Source organism: Lacrimispora algidixylanolytica (genome assembly GCF_003609635.1).
GTDB classification, from domain to species: Bacteria; Bacillota; Clostridia; order Lachnospirales; family Lachnospiraceae; genus Lacrimispora; species Lacrimispora algidixylanolytica.
The window spans coordinates 608,642-630,675 of the sequence record NZ_MCIA01000001.1; the positions used below are offsets into that span (position 1 = coordinate 608,642).

General features: G+C 40.4%; 22 protein-coding genes and 1 tRNA gene. 13 read left to right on the forward strand and 10 right to left on the reverse strand.

The features are described from left to right. Positions 1-47: 47 nt before the first annotated feature. From atpG to BET01_RS02915, 6 genes are read right to left on the reverse strand one after another with little or no spacing between them, the layout of a single operon-like run. Complete coding sequence (gene atpG, locus BET01_RS02890) at positions 48-941, reverse strand: ATP synthase F1 subunit gamma (RefSeq protein WP_120195235.1); 894 nt, start codon at positions 939-941, stop codon at positions 48-50. Positions 942-944: 3 nt separating this feature from the next. Beyond that, the gene (gene atpA / locus BET01_RS02895) at positions 945-2,453 is read right to left on the reverse strand and encodes a F0F1 ATP synthase subunit alpha (protein ID WP_207667551.1); all 1,509 of its coding nucleotides are present in this window, start codon (positions 2,451-2,453) and stop codon (positions 945-947) included. Positions 2,454-2,458: 5 nt separating this feature from the next. After that, entirely contained in the window at positions 2,459-2,962 is a 504-nt protein-coding gene (gene atpH / locus BET01_RS02900) for an ATP synthase F1 subunit delta (RefSeq protein WP_120195237.1), read from the reverse strand. Beyond that, entirely contained in the window at positions 2,943-3,443 is a 501-nt protein-coding gene (gene atpF, locus BET01_RS02905; protein ID WP_120195238.1) for a F0F1 ATP synthase subunit B, read from the reverse strand. Before atpF ends, atpH begins: the two co-directional genes overlap by 20 nt. Positions 3,444-3,498: 55 nt before the next feature. Continuing rightward, positions 3,499-3,717, reverse strand: coding sequence for an ATP synthase F0 subunit C (gene atpE / locus BET01_RS02910; RefSeq protein WP_120195239.1), 219 nt, complete (start codon positions 3,715-3,717; stop codon positions 3,499-3,501). Positions 3,718-3,747: 30 nt separating this feature from the next. Beyond that, on the reverse strand, positions 3,748-4,443 hold the full coding sequence (locus BET01_RS02915; RefSeq protein ID WP_120195240.1) for a F0F1 ATP synthase subunit A: 696 nt from the start codon (positions 4,441-4,443) through the stop codon (positions 3,748-3,750). Between the two features lie 789 nt (positions 4,444-5,232). Between BET01_RS02915 and BET01_RS02920 the strand changes: the two genes are divergently transcribed. The 3 genes from BET01_RS02920 (at position 5,233) to BET01_RS02930 (ending at position 9,806) form a co-directional block, all read left to right on the forward strand. Further along, positions 5,233-6,972 (forward strand): GGDEF domain-containing protein, encoded by a 1,740-nt coding sequence (locus tag BET01_RS02920; RefSeq protein WP_120195241.1) that lies wholly within the window; start codon positions 5,233-5,235, stop codon positions 6,970-6,972. Between the two features lie 732 nt (positions 6,973-7,704). Further along, a complete protein-coding gene (locus BET01_RS02925; RefSeq protein WP_120195242.1) occupies positions 7,705-8,271 on the forward strand; it encodes a tyrosine-type recombinase/integrase in 567 nt (188 codons plus the stop codon). Positions 8,272-8,489: 218 nt separating this feature from the next. Next, positions 8,490-9,806 carry a hypothetical protein gene (locus tag BET01_RS02930; protein WP_120195243.1) on the forward strand — a complete coding sequence of 439 codons (1,317 nt, stop codon included), beginning with the start codon at positions 8,490-8,492 and terminating at the stop codon, positions 9,804-9,806. Between the two features lie 264 nt (positions 9,807-10,070). On the opposite strand, the gene BET01_RS02935 is transcribed toward BET01_RS02930, so the two are convergent. The 3 genes from BET01_RS02935 to trmB all read right to left on the reverse strand — a co-directional run bounded on the left by BET01_RS02935 (position 10,071) and on the right by trmB (position 11,131). After that, positions 10,071-10,143, reverse strand: a tRNA-Lys gene (locus BET01_RS02935). A 110-nt stretch (positions 10,144-10,253) separates the two neighbouring features. Continuing rightward, on the reverse strand, positions 10,254-10,406 hold the full coding sequence (locus BET01_RS21695) for a hypothetical protein (RefSeq protein ID WP_166428714.1): 153 nt from the start codon (positions 10,404-10,406) through the stop codon (positions 10,254-10,256). An 86-nt stretch (positions 10,407-10,492) separates the two neighbouring features. Further along, positions 10,493-11,131 (reverse strand): tRNA (guanosine(46)-N7)-methyltransferase TrmB, encoded by a 639-nt coding sequence (gene trmB, locus BET01_RS02940; protein ID WP_120195244.1) that lies wholly within the window; start codon positions 11,129-11,131, stop codon positions 10,493-10,495. A 214-nt stretch (positions 11,132-11,345) separates the two neighbouring features. On the opposite strand from trmB, the gene BET01_RS02945 reads away from it, so the two are divergent. The 10 genes from BET01_RS02945 to BET01_RS02990 all read left to right on the forward strand — a co-directional run bounded on the left by BET01_RS02945 (position 11,346) and on the right by BET01_RS02990 (position 21,213). Continuing rightward, complete coding sequence (locus BET01_RS02945) at positions 11,346-12,497, forward strand: SH3 domain-containing protein (protein WP_120195245.1); 1,152 nt, start codon at positions 11,346-11,348, stop codon at positions 12,495-12,497. Between the two features lie 215 nt (positions 12,498-12,712). Beyond that, entirely contained in the window at positions 12,713-13,024 is a 312-nt protein-coding gene (locus BET01_RS02950) for an ATPase (protein WP_120195246.1), read from the forward strand. A gap of 4 nt (positions 13,025-13,028) precedes the next feature. Beyond that, on the forward strand, positions 13,029-14,075 hold the full coding sequence (locus tag BET01_RS02955) for a V0D/AC39 family V-type ATPase subunit (protein ID WP_120195247.1): 1,047 nt from the start codon (positions 13,029-13,031) through the stop codon (positions 14,073-14,075). 17 nt (positions 14,076-14,092) lie between these two features. Beyond that, positions 14,093-16,021 (forward strand): V-type ATP synthase subunit I, encoded by a 1,929-nt coding sequence (locus tag BET01_RS02960; protein WP_120195248.1) that lies wholly within the window; start codon positions 14,093-14,095, stop codon positions 16,019-16,021. 24 nt (positions 16,022-16,045) lie between these two features. After that, a complete protein-coding gene (locus BET01_RS02965; protein WP_120195249.1) occupies positions 16,046-16,477 on the forward strand; it encodes an ATP synthase subunit C in 432 nt (143 codons plus the stop codon). Positions 16,478-16,479: 2 nt separating this feature from the next. Next, positions 16,480-16,788, forward strand: coding sequence for a V-type ATP synthase subunit F (locus BET01_RS02970; protein WP_120195250.1), 309 nt, complete (start codon positions 16,480-16,482; stop codon positions 16,786-16,788). 16 nt (positions 16,789-16,804) lie between these two features. Beyond that, positions 16,805-17,407, forward strand: a complete 603-nt coding sequence (locus tag BET01_RS02975; RefSeq protein ID WP_120195251.1) for a V-type ATP synthase subunit E — start codon at positions 16,805-16,807, stop codon at positions 17,405-17,407. Continuing rightward, positions 17,400-19,166 carry a V-type ATP synthase subunit A gene (locus BET01_RS02980; protein ID WP_120195252.1) on the forward strand — a complete coding sequence of 589 codons (1,767 nt, stop codon included), beginning with the start codon at positions 17,400-17,402 and terminating at the stop codon, positions 19,164-19,166. Before BET01_RS02975 ends, BET01_RS02980 begins: the two co-directional genes overlap by 8 nt. 14 nt (positions 19,167-19,180) lie before the next feature. After that, positions 19,181-20,584 (forward strand): V-type ATP synthase subunit B, encoded by a 1,404-nt coding sequence (locus tag BET01_RS02985; protein ID WP_120195253.1) that lies wholly within the window; start codon positions 19,181-19,183, stop codon positions 20,582-20,584. Between the two features lie 11 nt (positions 20,585-20,595). Next, complete coding sequence (locus BET01_RS02990) at positions 20,596-21,213, forward strand: V-type ATP synthase subunit D (protein WP_120195254.1); 618 nt, start codon at positions 20,596-20,598, stop codon at positions 21,211-21,213. A 99-nt stretch (positions 21,214-21,312) separates the two neighbouring features. Here BET01_RS02990 and BET01_RS02995 read toward each other — a convergent pair whose 3' ends face one another. Then, positions 21,313-21,945 (reverse strand): lactate utilization protein, encoded by a 633-nt coding sequence (locus BET01_RS02995; RefSeq protein ID WP_207667552.1) that lies wholly within the window; start codon positions 21,943-21,945, stop codon positions 21,313-21,315. Positions 21,946-22,034 lie beyond the last annotated feature (89 nt).

Consider the following 22,034-nt stretch of genomic DNA (forward strand, 5'->3'; position numbering starts at 1 on the left):
AGTTGTGAGGACTCCTCCTCTCTCAATTTATTGAAAACACGATGAAGCTACGCTTTCTTCTTCTTTTTCTGGGCTTTAGCCCCGCTGATTACCTCAGTGATCTCCTGAGTGATCGCAGCCTGGCGAACACGGTTATATGTGATTGCCAGCTCAGTCAACATATCCTGAGCGCTGTTAGTCGCAGCCTGCATTGCCATCATTCTGGAATTTTGTTCACTGGAATAAGATTCCACCAAACCGCCGTAGATAAATCCAGCGATATAATTGGGCACAATGGCATCAATGACTGCCTGAGGGGACGGATACATGGTGACCTCCTCCAAATGTACGTTAAGAGGTATGTTCCTGGTAATGTGCTTTTTAGGAATAGGAAGAAGCTGCTGAACCTCTGCTTCCATCTTCATTACATTTGCCATTCTGGTGTAGATCATATACACCTCATCAAGTTGTCCAGACAGGAAATATTCCACGATCTTTTCTTGTATGATTCTGGCACGGCTCATATTAGGCTTTTGTACGGTATACCGGAAATCTTGCTCCACCGGTATGCCCTTTTTATTAAAATACTGATGCCCTAATTCACCTACTACAAACAGCATTGGATTACCGCCCTTGTCAATCTGCTCCTGGGCCAGTTTAAATACATTATGATTATAAGCACCCGCAAGTCCCTTATCAGCCGTAACCACGAGATATCCGATCTTACGGTCTTTTTTCTTGATCTCCGGCCGGGTATCCAGATACGAATCATTAATATCCGGTGTATGTCTGATAATTCTTGCGATGGTGCTTTGCAGTGCATAAAAATAAGGCTCCGTATCGGTCAAGGCTTTCCTTGCCCTTTTAAGCTTTGACGAGGAAATGGTATACATCGCATTGGTAATCTTCATGGTACTTTTAATGCTGTTCATCCTGCTTTGTATCTCTCTCGCATTTGCCATATCTTACACCCGTTTCTGTTTGAATTCAGCCACTGTGTCAAGAATCTTCTGCTTAAGCTCATCAGAAATGGCTTTTGTCTCTTCAATCTCCTTGCCGATCTCTGGGTGAACGCTATCAAAAAATTCAAGCATATCTCTCTGGAACGCCTTAATCTTTGATACCTCTACATCCAAAAGCAGACGATTGTTTGCAACAAGCAGACTGATAACCTGATCATGCAGGCTTAACGGATGGCATAATGGCTGCTTTAACAGCTCAGTAAGTCCTCTGCCGTACTGGATCTGCTCCTTGGTTGATGCATCAAGATCAGAGCTGAACTGGGTAAATACTTCCATCTCACGGCACTGAGCCAGATCAATACGAATACTTCCTGCTGATTTTTTCATGGCTTTGGTCTGAGCCGCACCACCAACTCGAGATACAGAAAGTCCAACGTTAACAGCCGGTCTCATACCAGAGAAGAAAAGATCACTCTCTAAGAATATCTGTCCGTCAGTAATAGAGATAACATTGGTTGGAATGTAGGCGGATACATCTCCTGCCTGTGTTTCAATAATTGGAAGAGCGGTAATTGAACCTCCTCCAAGTTCATCCTTTAACCGGCTAGAACGCTCCAGTAGTCTAGAATGAAGATAGAAAACGTCACCAGGATATGCCTCACGTCCAGGAGAACGCTCTAAAAGCAGTGACAAGGAACGGTAAGCCACCGCATGTTTTGATAAATCATCATATACGATCAATACATCTTTTCCCTTATGCATGAAATACTCTGCAAGAGAAGTACCAGAATAAGGTGCGATATATTGAAGAGGTGCTGGCTCGCTGGCGGAGGAAGCTACCACAATGGTATATTCCATAGCGCCATAATGGGTTAATGTATTTACAAGCTTTGCAACGGTAGAAGCTTTCTGACCGATTGCAACGTAAACACAGATCACATCTTTGCCCTTCTGATTTAAAATGGCATCGATTGCAAGAGATGTCTTACCAGTCTGGCGGTCACCGATGATCAGCTCACGCTGTCCACGTCCGATTGGGAACATGGAGTCAATGGCAAGAATACCTGTTTCCATAGGAACAGATACACTCTTACGGTCAACGATACCAGGTGCTTCATTTTCAATTGGGCGGTAATCATCAGAAATGATCTCGCCTTTTCCATCGATAGGAGCTCCAAGAGAGTTTACAACTCTTCCTACAAACTTTTCACCTACCGGAATGCCTGCACGTTTTTTTGTTCTTGTTACTTTGGAACCTTCTTTTACTTCACGGTCAGAACCAAACAGGATGCATCCGATATCTTCTCTTCTGATATCCTGAACCATACCCTTGATTCCGCTTTCAAATACAACAATCTCTCCGTACATTGCATGATCAATACCATAGACCGTCGCAATGCCGTCTCCAACGCTTATAACAGTTCCCACTTCTTGGTCCCTGGAATGGGCGTCATAATCTGCTATTTCACTTCTCAATATTGAAATAATTTCATCTGAATTGATGGAAGCCACGTTTTTCACCTCCGTATTATTTTTTGTTCTAATTGTCTAAGACGTCCCTTTAAGCTCCAATCAGTCTCTACATCTCCTACACGGATAATGAAGCCACCGATTAAACCGGGGTCTTTGATCATGCGAAGTCTTATATCCTTCTTCTCGTACTTTTTACAAAGCATCGCTTTTATTTCCTGAAGCTGCTCTTCTTCCGGATCAGTCACGTAGTATAAGGAGGCTTCTAATATACCTTCTTTTTCCGCTATCCGTGTACGATATGCCTTGAAGATATCATCAACAAGGTCCATATCCCTACGGTCCACTAACACCTTTAAAAAGGTTATCATTTCCTGAGGAAACACTCGCTCAATGACCTTATGCTTGCTGCCAATAGAAATAATAGGGCTGCTTAAGGCGCGATTAAGCTCTGGCACTGTCTTTAGCGCCAGAGCGGTCTCCTCGATGGCCGTCTGGGAGATGGAAAGTTCAAAAAGCACTCTTCCGTAATTAATTGCTGCCTGCGTCATGAGAATCACCTGCTTCTGCTATAAATGAATCATAAAGCGCCTTGTTTGACAGGGCACTCACTTCCTGATTGACTACTTTTGCTGCTGCTGCGATTACTAAGCCAGCTATCTGAGCCTTAGCTTCGTTAAGCGCTTTTTCCTGATCCGCTTCCACTTTTCTCTGTGCTTCTGTGATCACTCGGCCAGCTTCTTCTCCCGCATCTGATAAGATACGGTCATACTGAACCTTAGCCTGATTTTTTGCTTCTTCAATAATCTTTGATCCTTCTTGTGAGGATGCAGCCAGTTTCTCTTCGTACTGCTTTTTAATCTCTGCTGCCTGCCCCTCAGAATTCCTGGCATTTGAAATGCTGTTCTCAATCATTGCCTGCCGCTTATTCATAATTCCCATAACCGGCTGAATCAGGAAATGTCTAAGCAAAAGATACAGGACAATAAGATTCAACATGTTAAACACTAGGTTCATATCTAGTCTAAGCATCTCTACCGCCTGCCTTTCTTTTTAATATTTTCCAAACGATCCCTGGTAATAGGCATTATTTAAGGAATAAGATGATAAGAAGGGCAATAACGAAACCATAAATAGCAGTTGCCTCTGCAAGAGCACAACCTAATAAGAGTGCCTTGCTGATCTTGCCGTCTGCTTCTGGCTGTCTAGCAATAGCATCTACGGACTTAGCGGTTGCTAAACCGATACCTACACCTGCACCTAAACCTGTTAATACTGCGATTCCTGCTCCAATAGCTGTAAACATAATAATCTCTCCTTTTAATTTAAACTAGTTTTACTCCACTGCCTCTTTAATAAAAAGTGCAGTCAGAAATACAAATACATACGCCTGAATCAATCCGTCAAAAATGTCAAAATACATGGAAAACGGAATTGGTAAGAACGCTGGTACGAGTAGCTTAATAAGCTCCATGACAACGAACGCTCCTAAAACATTACCAAACAATCGCATACATAATGAAAGCGGTTTGATAAACAGTTCCAGGATATTAATCGGTGCGATAATCGCAACCGGCTCTGCAAAGCTTTTAATAAAGCCTTTAAGACCTTTTCTGTGAAAGCCTGCATATTCAATCAGCAAAATGCTTATAATAGCAAGCGCTGCGGTGGTATTTAAATCCTTAGTAGGTGGTTTAAGTCCCAACAGACCAATGAGATTCGCTACACCGATGTAAATTGCCACAGAAATCAGGTAAGGAACGTAACGTCTTCCTTCTTCCCCAATCAGATCATCAAAAAAACTATAAAGCCCACCAACAGCCATCTCCAGCACCTGCTGCTTCTTTCCAGGATTCTCGACTTTTAAGTTCCTGACAAGGCAGATGGAAAGTAACGTCAGTGCCGCCATGATAAACCACGTTATCACAACAGATTCCGCAATGGGAATTCCTCCGAATATCGGGATGGTAAATACCGTTTCGCAGGTCAGTTCTTCCAATAACTTCTCTGCTAAATCCTCCGTAATGCTCACTTCCTTTCTTAGAGACAGCTTTTCTCTTTTTTATTATTATCTATCTCATCGAGAAATTGTATTTTTGAACATACAATCTGCGTGAGGTATATGGTGTATCATACTTTCAACCGCAAAAATTGTCAACTTTTTAGCTAATTCATAACACCTTGTTAATGCAGGTTATTGTTTGCACATTTAAAACAACTTAGTCGATTAAAAATCGTGTTTTATTATCACTATTTTTAAGTTAAATGTAATAAAAAAGTAAAGTTGCATTTTTACGATTCAATTTTCTAGGATTTATGACGATTTTTTCTTTTAATTTTTATGAATAATGACCATTTTTTTTTATCATCTCAAATTTTAACCGTCATTAAGCACGAACGAACCTATAATGCAGCCGTAAATGCTAGAAAAATAAGATACGTTTCCTGGGGATATTGTCCATTTCAATAACAAATCCCACAAATGCTCCCTGTGAAAATAAGTCAGTTTTTTCAGTTTTTCTTCATATTAAATGTAACATTTTAATAATACTGGAAAATTAATGTAATCTTAAACTGGCCTTACGGTTTATAAATATTTGCATTAGAGCAAAAAACTATGGGAGCACATCATAATAATACGTATTTTATAAACCAACTTTCACGTTTTATCTTTCCCGTAAATTATGAATGCTCCCTAGATTTAAAACGAACACAAATAGACACAGGAGAATTACATATTCTTTACGCTATTATGCTTGTTATTTCCCGTTTTATTCGATAACATAATCTTACTGACTGACTTGCCACAAGGAGCGTTCTTATGAAAGATAAATACCGTTTGTTAGATCAAATTATAGAAGGTCATTTTATTACTCCAGTCTTTCAACCTATCGCTTCCTTAAAAGATGGCAGAACTTACGGCTATGAAGCGTTAAGCAGGATCTCAAATCCTTCTTTATCTATGAATATTGAGGAGATGTTCCAGATTGCAGACGAGTGTAATAAATCCTGGGCGCTTGAAACATTATGCCGGACAAAAGCCCTGGAACATTTGGAATGTTTGGGAATGGACAAGAAATTGTTTCTTAATGTAAACGCCAATATCATCTATGATAAAAAATTTCAAGAAGGCTTCACAAAACAAAAACTTAAGGAAGACGGCATTGACTCAGACAATATCATCTTTGAGATAACAGAACGTGTTGCTGTTACTGATGGTGAAGCTTTTCTAGGTTCCATCAACCATTATAAAAATCAAAAATACGGGATTGCTATTGATGATGTTGGCTCTTGTTATTCCGGACTTAATATCATCGCTTCGGTTAAGCCAAATCTCATTAAGCTTTCCACAGAGTTGGTTCGAGATATTGATAAAAGTGAAACAAAGCAGCTATTATGCCAGGCAATGGTGGATTTCTCTAAAAGAGCGGGAACCTTATTAATTGCAGAAGGAATTGAAACAGAAGAAGAATTGAAAACACTGATTCGATTAAGAGTCGATTTAGGACAAGGCTTTTTCCTAGGCTTTCCTGAGAAAACATTTAAGGAGTTACCTCAAGATAAAATAGAACTGATTAAAAAACATCATGGAAGAAATCATAACTTATTTAACCAAAATTCTATCTATCCGGTGATTGGACTCCTATCAAAACCAGGATACACCTTTTCTCCAAATGAACGGGCAGAAGTTATATATGAAACGATACACTTTAGCCCCTCCATTACAGAGTTTACAATCGTAGAAAATGAAACAGCAATTGGCTTTATGACAAAAAATGCATTAAGCGAAGCATTTGGTGGCAGATATGGATTCAGTCTTAATTCAAAAAAACGCATCAGCCAGTTGGCCATGGCGGATTTCTTAAGAGTGGATTACTATATGCCTGCTGATCATGTATCAAGCCTTGCCATGCGAAGGACCTTTGAGCAGTTATACAGTCCTATTGTGGTTGAGAAAGAAGGAAACTATTGGGGAATCGTGACTATTAAAGATCTACTTGAGGCATGCACCAAAGCAGAGGTGGATACTGCCATGCATTCCAATCCTTTAACCAGGTTACCTGGGAATTTAATCATAGAACAGGAGATATTAAGCCGGGTCTTTGAAGAAGAACCTTACTGCATTACATACTATGACATTGATAACTTTAAGGCATACAACGATGTTTATGGATTTAAGAATGGAGACATGATGTTGGCGCTGGTTGCCGATACCTTAAAAAACTGCGCCATTAACCAGGAATTTATCGGGCACATTGGAGGAGATGACTTTATTGTAATTTTCGATACTCATGATGCAAAAGATTACTGCCAAAATGTCATAGATCAGTTTTCAAGCAAAGTCACATTGTTATATCATGAGGAAGATATCACAAAAGGGTATATAACATCAAAAAACCGGCATGGAGTTACAGAAAACTTCCCCATTGCCAGCCTCTCCATCGCAGGTATTTCAAATAAGAACATACATTATGAAACGATTGATTCATTTTCCAAAGAGATCGCCTACCTTAAAAAAAAGTGCAAACGCCAATCTGGAAATTACTTTGAAATCATTTAGCCCGTGTTTCCTTGTGAATTATATTTTTGCACAAAGGAAAAGCACCGACCTCGCAGCTCTCTGTCTGCAAAACCAGTTATCCAGCAGTTGACATATACACAATATATGGTGTAATATAAAGATAGCTAAAAAACTTAATATTGCGTGTTACACAAAGCGAAACCCTAGGAAGTGCGAATTCCTAGGGTTTCTTTTAGGTTAGTTGTCCTTCTTGTTTCGATCTAACCATTTACGTATGTAGTAGCTAACTACAGCCGCCATAATCGAAACTAAAAAACTTAATATATAATGCATGTTACACCCCCTTTCCGTTGCACGGTATAGGGTGGACAACAATAACATTATCCTTCCTTTTTTGTACAATTTTTTATTGTATCTGAGTGAAATTACAGATCGGCACAGCTCCGAATCTCCTGTAGGTAAATTTGAGATACTAGAAAGGAGTTTATCATGAAACCTTTAAAAAGGCTTTTCGCTCTTACTCTTGGGGTCTTTATGTTTACGGTGACACCATTTTAAGATTATATCAAGTATCTTAGATTTAAGCCAAAATTTGAGAATCACCCATTTAAGATCGGAGAAGCAAAGAAAGGAAATTTAAAAAATTCTACCATAAGAATCTATGCCAGGGCTGTTAAAGTGTTCGTCAACTATATTCGTGATGACTTGGACTGTGAAATTAAATTTAAAAGGCCCCGGCTCCCAACCAACGATACTAGGATACAACTCCCTTTGTACATTCATGAGGTTCAGGCTCTTGATCAGGTATTCTTAAACTCAACTGAAATGGGACTTAGAAATTTATGCATTATTCATCTTATGCTTGATGGTGGTTTAAGAAGTGAGGAAGTCATTGGTTTAAAGGTAAAGGATATTTGCTTTGACAAAGATTACATATTAATAGAGGATTCAAAGAATCACAAGTCCCGTATTGTACCCCTAGCCTGGAATCTACGAATATATATACGCAGTTATCTTGATTATCGTGATGCTAGACCTATGAATGCATTGATTCTTAAAACAAACGGATCGGATGCTATTAACTATAATGTATTGAAACAGCTCTTTTTCAGAATAAGAAAATGGACAGGTGTAGAAAGGCTGCATCCGCATTTATTAAGACATACGTTTGCAGTCTCCTATCTGGTCGGCGGCGGTAACCTGGAATTTCTTCGTGATATGCTGGGTCATAGTGATTACACTACTACTAGGGATTATGTAAAAATGGCAAACCAGTACCGTATGATGGATGCAGATGTGTATAAGCTGGATGATATTTTCTTCCGTCAGATAAAATAAAAGTATCTCAATCAATCTTCCCGAACGGCCGGAGCTTCTCTGGCCAGGAACTTGATTGAGATACACTTTTTTACTTGTAAAATTTTCCATTTATAATATAATTAGAACAAAATATTAAACGTTACATTATGAGCTTTATATAATAGCAATAATTGGCATTTAGTATGCCTTCTAAAATGTAACTATTATAATAAAAATCTAATTGATGGGGAAACAGTATGGAAAAGATGAAAGCGCTAAAACAGCTACTTGATGAGAATAATATTAACAATCAATTTGAAGAAGTTTCATTTGAAGACGAAACACTAACATATCTATATTTCCAATTTCCAGTTGCAAGGGAATACGAGGAAATTCGCATTAGAGAAAATGATCCCAATATTGATAGCCTTTTAAACAGTAGTTTGTTTAACTACAGAGGAATAATTAATTATGAATCAATTTGGTCAGCTGAGTCCAACTGTATTGAATGTGGAATTATTTCTCCGGGTATTATATTACCAAGTCGTTATCTTTTTTCACGGCTTTACAAGGCGTTTAGTATTGACCAACCTCAGAATAGCGATGGCGACTTTGATGATCCCGAACCTCAAAGTGTGATGCTATATTCAGATGAAAAAAGGAAGGTATCTCTGGGATACTCTAGCAAAGAATTTGCATTATTAAGTGCGTATAAAGAAGGACGACGGATAGATATTAATGAAAATAAAACGCGATTTGAAATAACCTTACTAATAGAAAATATAAATACACCAATTAAAACCCAAGACGAAGCCAAATCTCTGCTAGAGAAAGTTTCATACACATTATTTTTCCAGTTGAGTCTTCTATATAATATTGACATTGTTTTGAGACCAAGGAAAAAACCAAGACGTGAGAGAAACAGAATAGTACGAGAGCGAACTGGTATACCCGCAGAACGTAAAGATTTAAAGCTGGAATACGAGTACGACGAAATACCAATGTCCTTGTATTGGTTTGCCCAGAGCAATAAAAATTCTCCGTTTTTTATGTATTTTGCATTGTATCAAGTACTTGAATTCTATTTTCCAATCTATTCAACATTACTTGAGAAAACAATAATTCAGAACCTGATAAAAGATCCATGTTTTAATATAAATAAGGATTCCGATGTTGTAAAGTTACTGAATATAATTAAGAAATATAGTACTGGAAGCTTGGGAGATGAAAGAGAGCAGCTTAACACAACCTTACGAAGTATTTTAAGGGCAGAGGATGTCATTAATTACATCAAAGAAAATAGTCACTTGGAAACTTATTACTCAGCTAAGGAGTCAGATAAAATATCTGAGAAAAAAATAAGGTTAACTGATAATGCTGGAATATTAAATGATATAGCAATGCGAATATACGACATTCGGTGCAGTATTGTCCATAATAAAGCATCAGAAAGTAGCCGTAAGATTTTGCCACTGACTAAAGATAATGAATATCTTGCAAATGACGTGCAGCTACTGGAGTTTATAACAAGAAAGGCTATTATTGCTAATAGTCGACCTTTTTCTAACATATAAAGTACGATACAAAGGAATCTATTTAGGAACACGATTGGCTAATAAATGCTAAGAGTATCGAATTTACCATTATGTTTATAATAAGGTGATAATATAAAGCAAAAATAAGTACTGTCCCCGACGCTCTTAACAGCCGTCAAAGACAGTACTTATTTTTACCCTTAAAGACTTCCCAAAGGACAAATAGATTCCCGCTGATATTTCTACACAAAGGAAAAGCACCGACCCCGCAGCTCTCTGTCTGCAAAACCAGTACTTTTTTAGTGCGCCTTCGGGGGCTCGAACCCCGGACAAATAGATTAAGAGTCTACTGCTCTACCAACTGAGCTAAAGGCGCGTATCTTTTGTTTTTTGTTGTGCGCTTGTCTCAAGCACGTGTGTAATTATATAACCGTCTTCAACAAAAGTCAACACCTTTTTTACAATTATTTTACTATTATTTATAATTTATTTATTTTTCTTATTTTTACCTGAATTTCCACCTAGTGTTTTGTTCACATCGACAAAAGATTTGTTAAATGTAAGGAGCTTCTTATTTAAGTCAGTTTTATCACTGGTTGCCTGAAGTAGCTTATTTGTAACCTTGTCTTTCATTCCCATAATCATGCACCATGATCTTCTTTTTTCTATATTATATGCAAAACCGGTGCCAAAGTCATAACATTAGGCACCGGTATCAAAAGATTTTATTTTCTTCCTGCAATGAGTTTGAATATAGGATTTCCTTTTAAAGAGAATTTTTCTTCATATTCTGTCATTACATTTCCTTCACCCATCTCGCTGTGATGAAGGTCAAAGGTAGATTCTTTAATCTCCCACACATCTCCCGGAATGGCTTCTAACGAATATTCAAATAATCCTTTATTGTCTGTTTTAAATTCAACGACTCCATCAGGTTTTAATATTTTGTCATAGACTTCCATAAACTCCTCTGATGTAAGTCTGCGTTTTGTATGTCTGTCCTTTGGCCATGGATCGGAAAAATTCAAGTAGATCTTCTGCACTTCTCCCTGATTAAATATCTCAGAAAGGTTTTTGGCATCCACACACATGAAAACAATATTATTAAGTTCCATTTCGGCTCTTTTTTGAAGTCCTCTTAAGAGAACGCTTGGGTACCGTTCAATCCCTACATAATTAATATCCGGATGAAGGGATGCAAGCTCCATAATAAACCTGCCTTTCCCCATACCTACTTCTATTTCAATGGGCCTCTCATTTCCAAAGACTTCGTTCCACCGGCCCTTTTTTTCCTCCGGGTTCTGAACCACATATGGACTGGCTTCGATTTCTTGTTCCGAGCCTGGTATGTGACGTAACCTCATATTATAATTCCTCCAAATAATTTCATCGTATTCTTTCTGTTCCTTCTATTATAGCAGGTAGATTGTATCATATCATTAGGGACAGACGCAAGATACGGGAATAAATTCACAAAAAGAAAACAAATCGTAAATAAATAAGAGGTGCGCAATCTCTGAGAATCAGGTATAATACCTATATAATAGAATAAATCCGTTTTTGCAAAGGAGGAAATATATGGGAACGACCGACAACAACTTCTGGATCAAAATCCAGCAAGGTCTAAGGGAGACAGAGATACTCATGAATCAACAGCAGTATAATCTGTCCATGATCAAAGCCCGCCAGACCGTGGAATATATGGTAAACTACTTAGGAGAAAAGGCCCTGATTGTGGAAGGAGATTTAGCTGACAGCATTGATCAGCTATTTGAAGGACGTCTCATCTCCCAAACTTCCAAGGATCATTATCATAGGATACGTATGATTGGTAACAAGGCAGTTCACGAAGGCAGTGACAGCCCCTATGATGCAGGAGAGGCTCTAAAGCTTCTGGCAGGGGAAGTGAATGCCTTTGCAAATACATTTCATAGAGAAAGCCCGGAAGATGCCACCTACAAACAGCGCCAGGCTCCCCTTAGACCAGTTGCCATTGCTCCCAATGACCGTTCCCAAAGGAGCAGTTCTCAAAAAAGCAATTCTCAAAAAAGCAATTCTCAAAAAAGTAGTTCTCAAAGAGACAGTTCTCAAAGAAACAATGCTCAAAGAGACAACGCTCAAAGAGGCAACGCTCAAAGAAGTGGCTCTCATAGAGGCAATGCGCCTCAGGGACAAGCTCATAGACCACAATCGGGGAACAAAGCAGCAAGTTCAGGGCAGGCTCCAAGAAGCGCTTCTAAGGGTCGCAGTAGACGCAGATCCAGACAAAGCGCACCGGAAACAAACGGCTTATTAAAGCCAGCACTGATTTTCCTTGGCATCCTTGTGCTTGTTTTGATCTTTATAAAACTTGTTCCTGGAAAGGGAGGGAAACAAAATCCCGCTCCAACTGAAACCTCTACTCAGATTTCAACCGAAGTTCCAACTACATCTGAAACACCGGAGGAAACAACCGAAGCTGAAACAGAAGCTCCAATCACATACACCACAAAGAGTAAGCTAAACGTTCGCTCTAAACCTTCTACTGACGGTACCAGACTGGGAAGCCTTGCAGCCGATACTAAGGTGGAATTCGTAAAAACCTACGATGACAAATGGAGCGTCATTATGTTTGAAGGAAAAGAAGCTTATATTGCCACTGAATTTTTAACGAAATCAGAAGGAGCTTCCGATTCCACCACCAAAGAAACAACTGCGTCTTCAGAACCCACGAAAAAAGCAGGACAATAAACCATAGCAAAACGAAGATAGAGGAAATTTTCTCCCTATCTTCGTTTTTTTTAGGAATTTTGTACAGTCCTTTTGTGTGTTTTAAATCACGTATTTGATTAAATTTTCATAAAATTGGTTGATTTTTCTATTTTGGTCTGGTATTTTTTTCAATTTATAGTATCATTATATATACAATACGTTATTCAACAAAACATAACTAAGGAGGCTACGGTATGGATAAGGTTATTGAAAAGATTTCTGATATCGAATCAGCGGCAACTTCCATTATGGATAACGCGAATGAGCGTAAAAAAGCATTTGCCAAAAAGATGGAGGAAAACACAGCTGCATTTGATTCTGATTTAGAAGCTAAAACCAATAAAAAAATCGAAGCACTGCGGACCCAAATGGAAGTTGAAATGAACCGTCAGTTAGAAAAGCAGTTAAGTGATTCCAAACGTATCCTAACCACACTGGAAAAGCGTTATGAAGAGCAACACAGCCAGTACGTTGAGGATTTATTTCAAACTATGATAAAGGAGTGATCTCATGGGGGACCTGCTGTCCTACAGCGGCATTACCACCAAAGTAAGGGCTATGGAAAGTCATTTGATCTCGGAAAACCAATTCCATGAGATGGCCGGGCTGTCAACCGTAACGGAAGCAGTGGATTACTTAAGCCACCTAAAACCCTATAACGGTCTTTTCGATGACCTGGAAGGTAGCAGTTTGCACCGGGTTGCCATTGAAGAGAGGCTCATTCTTTCCCTTTACAAGGATTTTGCCAAGTTATACCGATTCGCTAACTTAAACCAGCGTAAATTTCTAGATCTTTATTTTATGCACTTTGAAATCGATATCCTTAAAAAATGTCTCCGTAATGCTATGGGGAACAATTATTTGGATATCGATCTTTTAGTTTTTGAGGATTTTTTTAAGCTTCACTCTAAATTAGACTTAATAAAGCTTTCATCCTCCAGGAGTCTTACGGAATTTTGGACGAACCTGGAAGGTTCCATTTATTATGACGTTCTCTCAGAAGTGTCAGATGCAAAGGAACCTACGTTGTTTGATTATGAGGTCCATCTGGATCTTTTATATTTTAGAACTATATGGAAGGTTATGGGAAAACATTTAAAGAAGGAAGAAAAGGAACTGCTCTCCAACTGCTTTGGCAGCAAACTGGACTTACTTAATATCCAGTGGATCTATCGATCCAAAAAGTATTATCAGATACAATCTACTGATATCTATTCCCTTCTCATTCCCACCAATTATCATCTAACCAAGGAGCAGATTACGAAAATGGCAGAGGCCGGTACCATAGAAGAATTCTACGGGGTGCTTAAAACCACCTACTATGGCCGGAAAGCGGATATAGAAGTTTTTGATTTGCCTGACCTGGAAAAGCTTACAAAGGAGGTACTTGATAAGATCTACCGTTCAACCAGCCAGCAAAATCCGTATTCCATTGCAACACTGAATTCCTACCTCTATTTTAAAGAGGCTGAGATTCAAAAAGTTATTACCCTCATAGAGAGCATCCGGTATCGTTTAACTCCGGATGAAATCATCTCCTATGTGGAAAAACAGTAAAGGGGGTTACTTTTTCTGTGATAGAAAAGATGAAATTCTTAAGTATCACCGGGCCCAAGGAGGATATCGACCGGGTGGTTGACACCTACTTATCCAAATATGAGATCCATCTGGAAAATGCCCTGTCCGAATTAAAAACGGTGCAAGACTTAAGGCCTTTTGTTGAAAACAATCCATTTAAGGATATCAGCCAACGCGCCTTAGAACTTTCCCAGCTTCTCTCTCCAGATGGAGAACAGTCCGGTCATAAATCCATGACCGTTTCTCAAGCTTCGGACTTGATTGAGGCCATTGGAAATGAAGCAGAAGAGCTAAAAGCCAAGGAAGAGTCCTTGATATCCAAACGGAACACCTTAAAAGAATCTTTGGAACGAATTCTTCCATTTACCGCACTTAATTACGACCTAAGCGCAATCCTTCATTTTAAGTACATTAAGTTCCGCTTTGGACGCATTTCTCATGAGTATTATCACAAGTTTGAGGACTATGTGTATGATACCATTGATACGGTTTTATACAAATGCAGAGAGGATGACGAATACGTTTGGCTGGTTTATTTTGTACCAGATACCATCTCAAACCGAATTGATGCCATTTATGCCTCCATGCACTTTGAACTGATTACAGTTCCAGATGAATATAAAGGTACGCCTTTTGAGGCGACCAAAACTTTAGAGGACAGCATGAAGGCGGTTCAGATCGAGCTTAATGACGTCAGAAAACAGCTTGCCACCTTCCTGGAATTAAAACGGGATGACCTTTTATCAGCCAAAGACCGGTTGGAAAGCTTTTCTACTAACTTTAACGTAAGAAAGTTGGCTGCCTGTACCAGGCAGAGCCGGAATACCTTCTATATCTTATGTGGATGGATGAGTCACCATGATGCAGATTCCTTCCAACGTGATATCTCCGATGACGAGAAAACCTTTTGTATCGTTGAGGAAAATCATGAGAATATCTTAAGCCGTCCTCCTACAAAGCTATTAAATCCAGGACTGTTTAAGCCCTTTGAACTTTTTATCAAGATGTACGGTCTTCCAGCCTATAATGAGATTGATCCTACTATATTAATAGGTCTCACCTATTCCTTCCTCTTTGGATTCATGTTTGGGGATGTAGGCCAGGGACTCTGCTTGCTGGTTGGAGGTTTTTTACTTCACCGATTTAAGAAATCAAGCCTTGCCGCTATTATCTCCTGCTGCGGAATCTTTTCAACCATATTTGGGTTCCTATTTGGAAGTGTGTTTGGGTTCGAAGAAATAATCCATGCCGTCTGGCTAAGGCCAATGCAGCATATGACCAGCCTTCCATTTATCGGGCGGCTTAATACCGTATTTATCGTTTCCGTGTCAATCGGTATGGGAATCATCTTGCTTACCATGATCTTAAACATCATAAACAGCTATCGTTCTCATGACCCGGAACGGACCTTTTTTGATACCAATGGTCTGGCTGGATTCGTTTTTTACGCAGGACTGGTTTTAACCATTGTCCTTTATATGACTCAAAATCCAATTCCAGCTTCTGTTTTGCTGGTTATCATGTTTGCTCTACCCCTTGCCATTATGTTCTTTAAAGAACCCCTTACCAACCTGTTGGAGCGGAAAGCAAGGATCATGCCAAAAGAAAAGGGCATGTTTGTGGTTCAAGGTTTCTTTGAACTCTTTGAAGTGCTTTTAAGCTATTTTTCCAATACTCTTTCCTTTGTCCGTGTGGGAGCCTTTGCAATCAGCCATGCGGCAATGATGGAAGTCGTACTAATGCTCTCCGGCTATGAGGCCGGAAATATAAACTGGCTCGTTGTGATTTTGGGCAATATATTCGTCTGCGGCATGGAAGGACTGATCGTTGGTATCCAGGTACTTCGTCTGGAATATTATGAATTATTCAGCCGCTTTTACCGGGGAACCGGACGCGCATTCAAGCCATACGGAAAAAAATTATAAAAAACATATCAGGAGGTATTTATAATGACCATGTTAGTAAAAATTACGTTAGCAGTTGCATTAACCTTAAGCATAGCTCTTCCACTCTTCGCTTTCGCCATGGGTGAAAAGACGAAGGGCCGTTACAAGACAGCGTTGTCAGTCAATGTGCTTTTATTCTTTGGTACTCTCATCGTTTCCAGTGTTCTTATGTTCCAGGGCCAGGCAGAAGCTGCTGAGGCTGCTGCAACTGCAACTTCTGGTGTAGCCGGAATGGGATATTTAGCGGCTGCTTTATCCACTGGTCTTGCCTGTGTGGGCGGTGGTATCGCCGTTTCTGCTGCTGCAAGTGCAGCTCTTGGCGCTATCAGCGAAGACAGTACTATCTTAGGTAAATCACTCATCTTCGTAGGTCTTGCCGAAGGTGTATGTCTTTACGGTCTGATCATTTCCTTCATGATCCTTGGAAAGCTGTAATCATGAAAATGTATCTAATCAGCGACAACTTAGATACCTGGGCCGGCATGAGGCTGGCAGGGGTCGAGGGAGCTGTCGTACATGAAAAAGCTGAGCTTAAGAGTGAACTGGATAAAGTACTGGCCGATAAGGAGATCGGGATTATCCTCCTGACAGAAAAATTTGGCAGAGAGTTTCCGGACATCATCGACGATGTAAAGTTAAACCGGAAACTGCCTCTGATCGTTGAGATTCCTGACCGCCACGGTACCGGCCGCAAGCCAAACTTTATCACAGATTATGTCAACCAAGCTATCGGTTTAAAACTATAAGAAAGAGGTGGTCATCTTGACAACTGAGGAAAAACTACAGCATTTTCTAGAGTTTTGTATGGAAGATGCCAGATCCCGAAGTGCGAAGATGCTTGATGAATATACTGCCGCTTTAGAAGAGGCCTTTACAGAGCATCAAGAAAATGCAATCCGACGGGCCGAACAGCAGGTGATATTGGAGAAAAAGCAGATCGAACGGGAAACAAATAAAAAGCTATCTCTGGAACAGATTAACATTCGACGGGAATTTGGAAAAAAGCAGGATGAACTAAAAGAAACATTGTTTGAAGAACTTTTAGACCGACTGACTCAATACATGAAAACCCCGGAATACACAACACTTTTAAACAATCAGGTGAAAAAAGCCTTAGCACTGGCTGACAAAGAGTTCATTACCATTTACATTGATCCAGAAGACAAGGAAAAGCTATTAGAGCTTACCTTCCCACAAAGTGCAGAGATTCTGGTAAGCGAATATTCATTCCTGGGAGGAATCAGGGCGGTCATCCCATCGAGACATATTTTAATCGATAATTCGTTCCAGACTAAGCTTTCCGAAGCGAAACGTGACTTCCGCTTTGATATAAAAGATATTGTGGGAGGTGAGGCCAATGACTAGTACCGGTAAAATCTCAGGGATCAACGGCCCTGTCATCTATCTAAAAGGTGATACAGGGTTTCAAATGAATGAAATGGTATATGTGGGAAAAGATCATCTGGTAGGAGAAATCATCGGTCTTACGGACCGACGAACCATCGTTCAGGTCTATGAGGAAACCAGTGGTCTAAAACCAGGAGAAGTCGTAATCTCCACCGGACTTCCTGTGTCCGTTACTCTGGCACCTGGAATTTTAAATAACATTTTTGATGGTATCGAACGGCCATTAAAGGAAATTGCCAAGACAGGCGGCCCCTATATTGACCGTGGAATCCAGGTAGATTCCCTTGACGTGAATAAACTTTGGGAGACTCATATTACAATTAAGAAAGGGGATCACCTCTTCCCTGGCTCCATTATTGCAGAAGTACCAGAAACACCTGCGATCACTCATAAGGTCATGATTCCTCCTGACATGGAGGGATTTGTAGAGAGTGTGGTAACCGATGGTTCTTACACCATCAGTCAGCCTCTTTTAACCCTTAAGCTTTCTGACGGAACTACAAAGGAAATCACCATGACCCAGAAATGGCCTATCCGAATTCCAAGGCCAATTCTAAAGCGGTATCCTGCGGCAAAACCTTTGATTACCGGACAGAGAATCATAGATACCTTATTCCCTCTGGCAAAAGGCGGCACCGCTTGCATTCCTGGCGGTTTCGGAACTGGAAAAACTATGACCCAGCACCAGATTGCCAAATGGTCCGATGCTGATATTATCATCTATATTGGCTGTGGCGAGCGAGGCAACGAGATGACTCAGGTTTTAGAGGAATTTTCAGAGCTTGTAGATCCCCGTTCTGGTAATCCACTAATGGACCGGACCACACTGATTGCCAATACCTCCAACATGCCGGTAGCGGCAAGAGAAGCAAGCCTTTACTCCGGTCTTACCTTGGCGGAGTATTACAGGGATATGGGCTATCACGTAGCCATTATGGCCGACTCCACCTCACGGTGGGCAGAGGCGTTAAGAGAGTTATCAGGGCGACTTGAGGAAATGCCTGCAGAGGAAGGCTTTCCGGCTTACCTGGCGTCCCGTCTATCCGCCTTTTATGAAAGAGCTGGAATCATTCAGAATCTTAATGGTACCGAAGGTTCTGTTACCATTATCGGAGCGGTTTCACCTCAGGGTGGTGACTTCTCAGAGCCTGTAACTCAGAACACCAAGCGTTTCGTACGCTGCTTCTGGGGTCTTGACAGAAACCTTGCAAACGAACGTCATTTCCCAGCCATCCACTGGCTTAGCAGTTATTCGGAATATCTAACCGATCTGGCTCCTTGGTATGTGGATTTCGTGGATAAACGATTTGTAGACTATAGAAATCGTATGGTATTTATTCTGACACAGGAAAGCAGCTTAATGGAAATCGTAAAACTGATTGGCGGAGATATGCTGCCTGATGATCAGAAGCTGATTCTTGAAATTGCAAAGGTAATTCGAATCGGATTCCTACAGCAAAACGCTTTCCATAAAGAGGATACTTGTGTTCCTATGGAGAAGCAGTTTTTAATGATGGATCTCATCTTATACCTGTACAAAAAATCACGTTCTCTTATATCCATGGGAATGCCCATGTCCGTATTAAAGGAAGACCCGATTTTTGATAAGATCATTTCTTTAAAATACGACGTTCCCAATGACAGGCTGGATCTTTTTGATGATTATAAAAAGCAGGTTGATGCCTTTTATGATTCCGTCATTGAACGAAACGCATAGAAAGGAGGCAGATTATGGCAATCGAATATTTAGGCTTAAGTGCCATCAACGGCCCCTTGGTCGTATTAGAAGGCGTTCAGAATGCTGCTTTTGATGAAATTGTGGAAATGACCGTGGCTGGGAAAACAAAGAAACTTGGAAGAATCATTGAAGTATATGAGGATAAAGCAATTATCCAGGTCTTTGAAGGCACCGACGGATTGGCCCTTCGAAACGTACACACAAGGCTGACCGGACATCCCATGGAGCTTTCCGTATCAGAAGACATGTTAGGACGTACCTTTAACGGAATCGGAGTTCCCATTGACGGACTTGGCGACATTGCTTCTGACAATCGTCTTGATATTAATGGGAAACCTTTAAATCCAGTAACAAGAGAATATCCTAGAGATTATATCCGTACTGGCATTTCAGCCATTGACGGGCTGACAACTTTGATACGAGGACAAAAGCTTCCTATCTTCTCTGGCAACGGACTTCCTCACGATGAGCTGGCAGCTCAGATCGTCCAACAGGCTTCCTTAGGGGATGACGCCGACTCCAGTGAAAAATTCGCCGTGGTATTTGCTGCCATGGGCGTTAAATACGATGTGGCAGATTTCTTCCGCAGAACATTTGAAGAAAGCGGCGTTTCCGACCACGTTGCCATGTTCATCAACCTAGCAAATGACCCGGTCGTGGAGCGACTGATTACACCAAAGGTAGCTCTGACACTTGCAGAGTATCTGGCTTTTGAAAGAGGAATGCACATTCTGGTAATCTTAACAGATATGACTGCTTATTCGGAAGCGCTCCGTGAGGTCTCTTCCTCCAAAGGAGAGATTCCTTCCAGAAAAGGATATCCAGGTTACCTCTACAGTGATCTGGCATCCATTTATGAGCGCGCAGGCATTGTTAAGGGAAGACACGGTTCTGTTACCCAGATCCCAATTCTTACCATGCCAAATGATGATATTACCCATCCTATCCCTGATTTAACCGGATACATTACGGAGGGACAGATTGTTTTAGACCGAAGCCTTTATGGTCAGTCCGTATATCCACCCATTAATGTACTGCCCTCTTTAAGCCGTCTGATGAAGGATGGAATTGGAGAAGGCTTTACCAGAGCGGATCATCAAGGTGTGGCAAACCAGCTCTTCTCCTGCTATGCAAAGGTGGGAGACGCAAGAGCCCTGGCATCGGTTATCGGTGAAGATGAGCTATCTCCTATTGATAAAAAATTCCTCATATTTGGAAAGGAATTTGAAAACCGTTTTATTGGCCAGGGAAACCACACCAACCGGAACATTCTAGAAACCCTTACCATTGGCTGGGAGCTCTTAGGACTTCTTCCAAGAGGGGAATTAGACCGTGTGGATACTAAGGTGCTGAATCAGTATTATAAGGAAACCACCCCAGACGCTTCCAATGAATAGGAGGGAACTCTATGAATCCCAATTCGTTTCCCACCAAGGGAAATCTAATTCTAGCTAAAAACTCTCTCGGTCTGGCCAGACAGGGCTATGAGCTGATGGATAAAAAGCGGAATATCCTGATCAAAGAGCTAATGGAGTTAATTGATGAGGCAAAGGGCATTCAGTCAGAAATTGATGAGACCTTTACCTCTGCCTATAAAGCGCTGCAAAAAGCCAACATCGAACTGGGAATCGACTACGTAAAGGACATTGCCATGGCAGTCCCTGTAGACGATTCGGTGCGCATCAAGACCAGAAGTATTATGGGAACAGAGATTCCTTTGGTGGAACATGAAGGCAGGCCCTTAAACCTGACGTATGCATATTACACCACCAGAGAATCCCTTGATGAAGCACGCTCTAAGTTTGAGAAGGTAAAAGAGCTGACTTTAAAGCTTTCTTCCGTGGAAAACTCCGCTTACCGTCTGGCAAACAGCATCAAGCGAACCCAGAAACGGGCAAATGCATTAAAGAATATTACCATACCTCGATATGAATCCCTGACGAAAAACATCTCCAATTCACTGGAGGAAAAAGACAGGGAGGAATTTACAAGGCTTAAGGTAATAAAAAGAAATAAGAAAAGTTAAATATTAGATACTATAATAAAAACAGGGAGTCTTAAGGCCATATATCGACCTTCGGACTCCCTGTTGTTCTATATTTACATAGAAGAAATGGAATTGTATTTAAAATCCAAATACACCTTCCACAAAAATCACCTTGATTCTCTCCTCTTCAAACTGCCCTGCAATTAAAACAAAATCGTTGCAGATCCTGTCCTTATGACTGCAATCAATGCACCGGCCCAAAACCGTACAGGGTGTCCCCTTTTTCAGCCGTTTGGCATCTAATGTTGCTGCTATCTGCCTGGTTCGTTCTATGGCTTCCTGAGTATCTTTAACAAGCTTATTGATACCCACCACCACTAGAACCTGCTTTGGTCCATAAAGCATAGGCGCCACCCGGCTTCCATTGCCATCGATATTAAATAACTTCCCATCCATAGTGACTGCATTGGTCCCAGTTATAAAGGTATCTGCATAAAAGTTTTTCCGGTAAATTTCCCTCTTCTCTTCTTTTGTAAGAGTTGACACGTATTTATCTAAAAACTGAATGTTTCTACTTCTCAACTCATCAAATACACCAAGTTCCTCTAAGGTTACGGAATCTCCGCAGCCAACCAGGGTATCATTTGGTATAAAGGTATTGATAAGGGAGATCAGTTCCTTTTTATCAGCAACGAAATATGCACCTATCCGATTTTTACGAAGTGCCTTCATTGCCGCAGCAAGATCTAAATTATCTTTGGGAGAATTCATATCAAAGTTTCCCTCCTATATGGTATATTGCTCTATTTGGTGATTCTATTAATTTATCACAAAAAAGACCCAAAGAAAAGAAAAAGGAG

Excerpts from the sequence above, each read along its gene's own strand:
- BET01_RS02995 (WP_207667552.1), bottom strand. The coding sequence starts at position 21,945 with ATGAATTCTCCCAAAGATAATTTAGATCTTGCTGCGGCAATGAAGGCA.
- BET01_RS02955 (WP_120195247.1), top strand. The coding sequence starts at position 13,029 with ATGGGGGACCTGCTGTCCTACAGCGGCATTACCACCAAAGTAAGGGCT.
- BET01_RS02990 (WP_120195254.1), top strand. The coding sequence starts at position 20,596 with ATGAATCCCAATTCGTTTCCCACCAAGGGAAATCTAATTCTAGCTAAA.
- BET01_RS02920 (WP_120195241.1), top strand. The coding sequence starts at position 5,233 with ATGAAAGATAAATACCGTTTGTTAGATCAAATTATAGAAGGTCATTTT.
- BET01_RS02930 (WP_120195243.1), top strand. The coding sequence starts at position 8,490 with ATGGAAAAGATGAAAGCGCTAAAACAGCTACTTGATGAGAATAATATT.
- atpH (WP_120195237.1), bottom strand. The coding sequence starts at position 2,962 with ATGACGCAGGCAGCAATTAATTACGGAAGAGTGCTTTTTGAACTTTCC.
- BET01_RS02970 (WP_120195250.1), top strand. The coding sequence starts at position 16,480 with ATGAAAATGTATCTAATCAGCGACAACTTAGATACCTGGGCCGGCATG.
- BET01_RS02945 (WP_120195245.1), top strand. The coding sequence starts at position 11,346 with ATGGGAACGACCGACAACAACTTCTGGATCAAAATCCAGCAAGGTCTA.
- BET01_RS21695 (WP_166428714.1), bottom strand. The coding sequence starts at position 10,406 with ATGGGAATGAAAGACAAGGTTACAAATAAGCTACTTCAGGCAACCAGT.
- BET01_RS02980 (WP_120195252.1), top strand. The coding sequence starts at position 17,400 with ATGACTAGTACCGGTAAAATCTCAGGGATCAACGGCCCTGTCATCTAT.
- BET01_RS02985 (WP_120195253.1), top strand. The coding sequence starts at position 19,181 with ATGGCAATCGAATATTTAGGCTTAAGTGCCATCAACGGCCCCTTGGTC.
- atpE (WP_120195239.1), bottom strand. The coding sequence starts at position 3,717 with ATGTTTACAGCTATTGGAGCAGGAATCGCAGTATTAACAGGTTTAGGT.
- atpG (WP_120195235.1), bottom strand. The coding sequence starts at position 941 with ATGGCAAATGCGAGAGAGATACAAAGCAGGATGAACAGCATTAAAAGT.
- BET01_RS02950 (WP_120195246.1), top strand. The coding sequence starts at position 12,713 with ATGGATAAGGTTATTGAAAAGATTTCTGATATCGAATCAGCGGCAACT.
- trmB (WP_120195244.1), bottom strand. The coding sequence starts at position 11,131 with ATGAGGTTACGTCACATACCAGGCTCGGAACAAGAAATCGAAGCCAGT.
- BET01_RS02965 (WP_120195249.1), top strand. The coding sequence starts at position 16,046 with ATGACCATGTTAGTAAAAATTACGTTAGCAGTTGCATTAACCTTAAGC.
- atpF (WP_120195238.1), bottom strand. The coding sequence starts at position 3,443 with ATGCTTAGACTAGATATGAACCTAGTGTTTAACATGTTGAATCTTATT.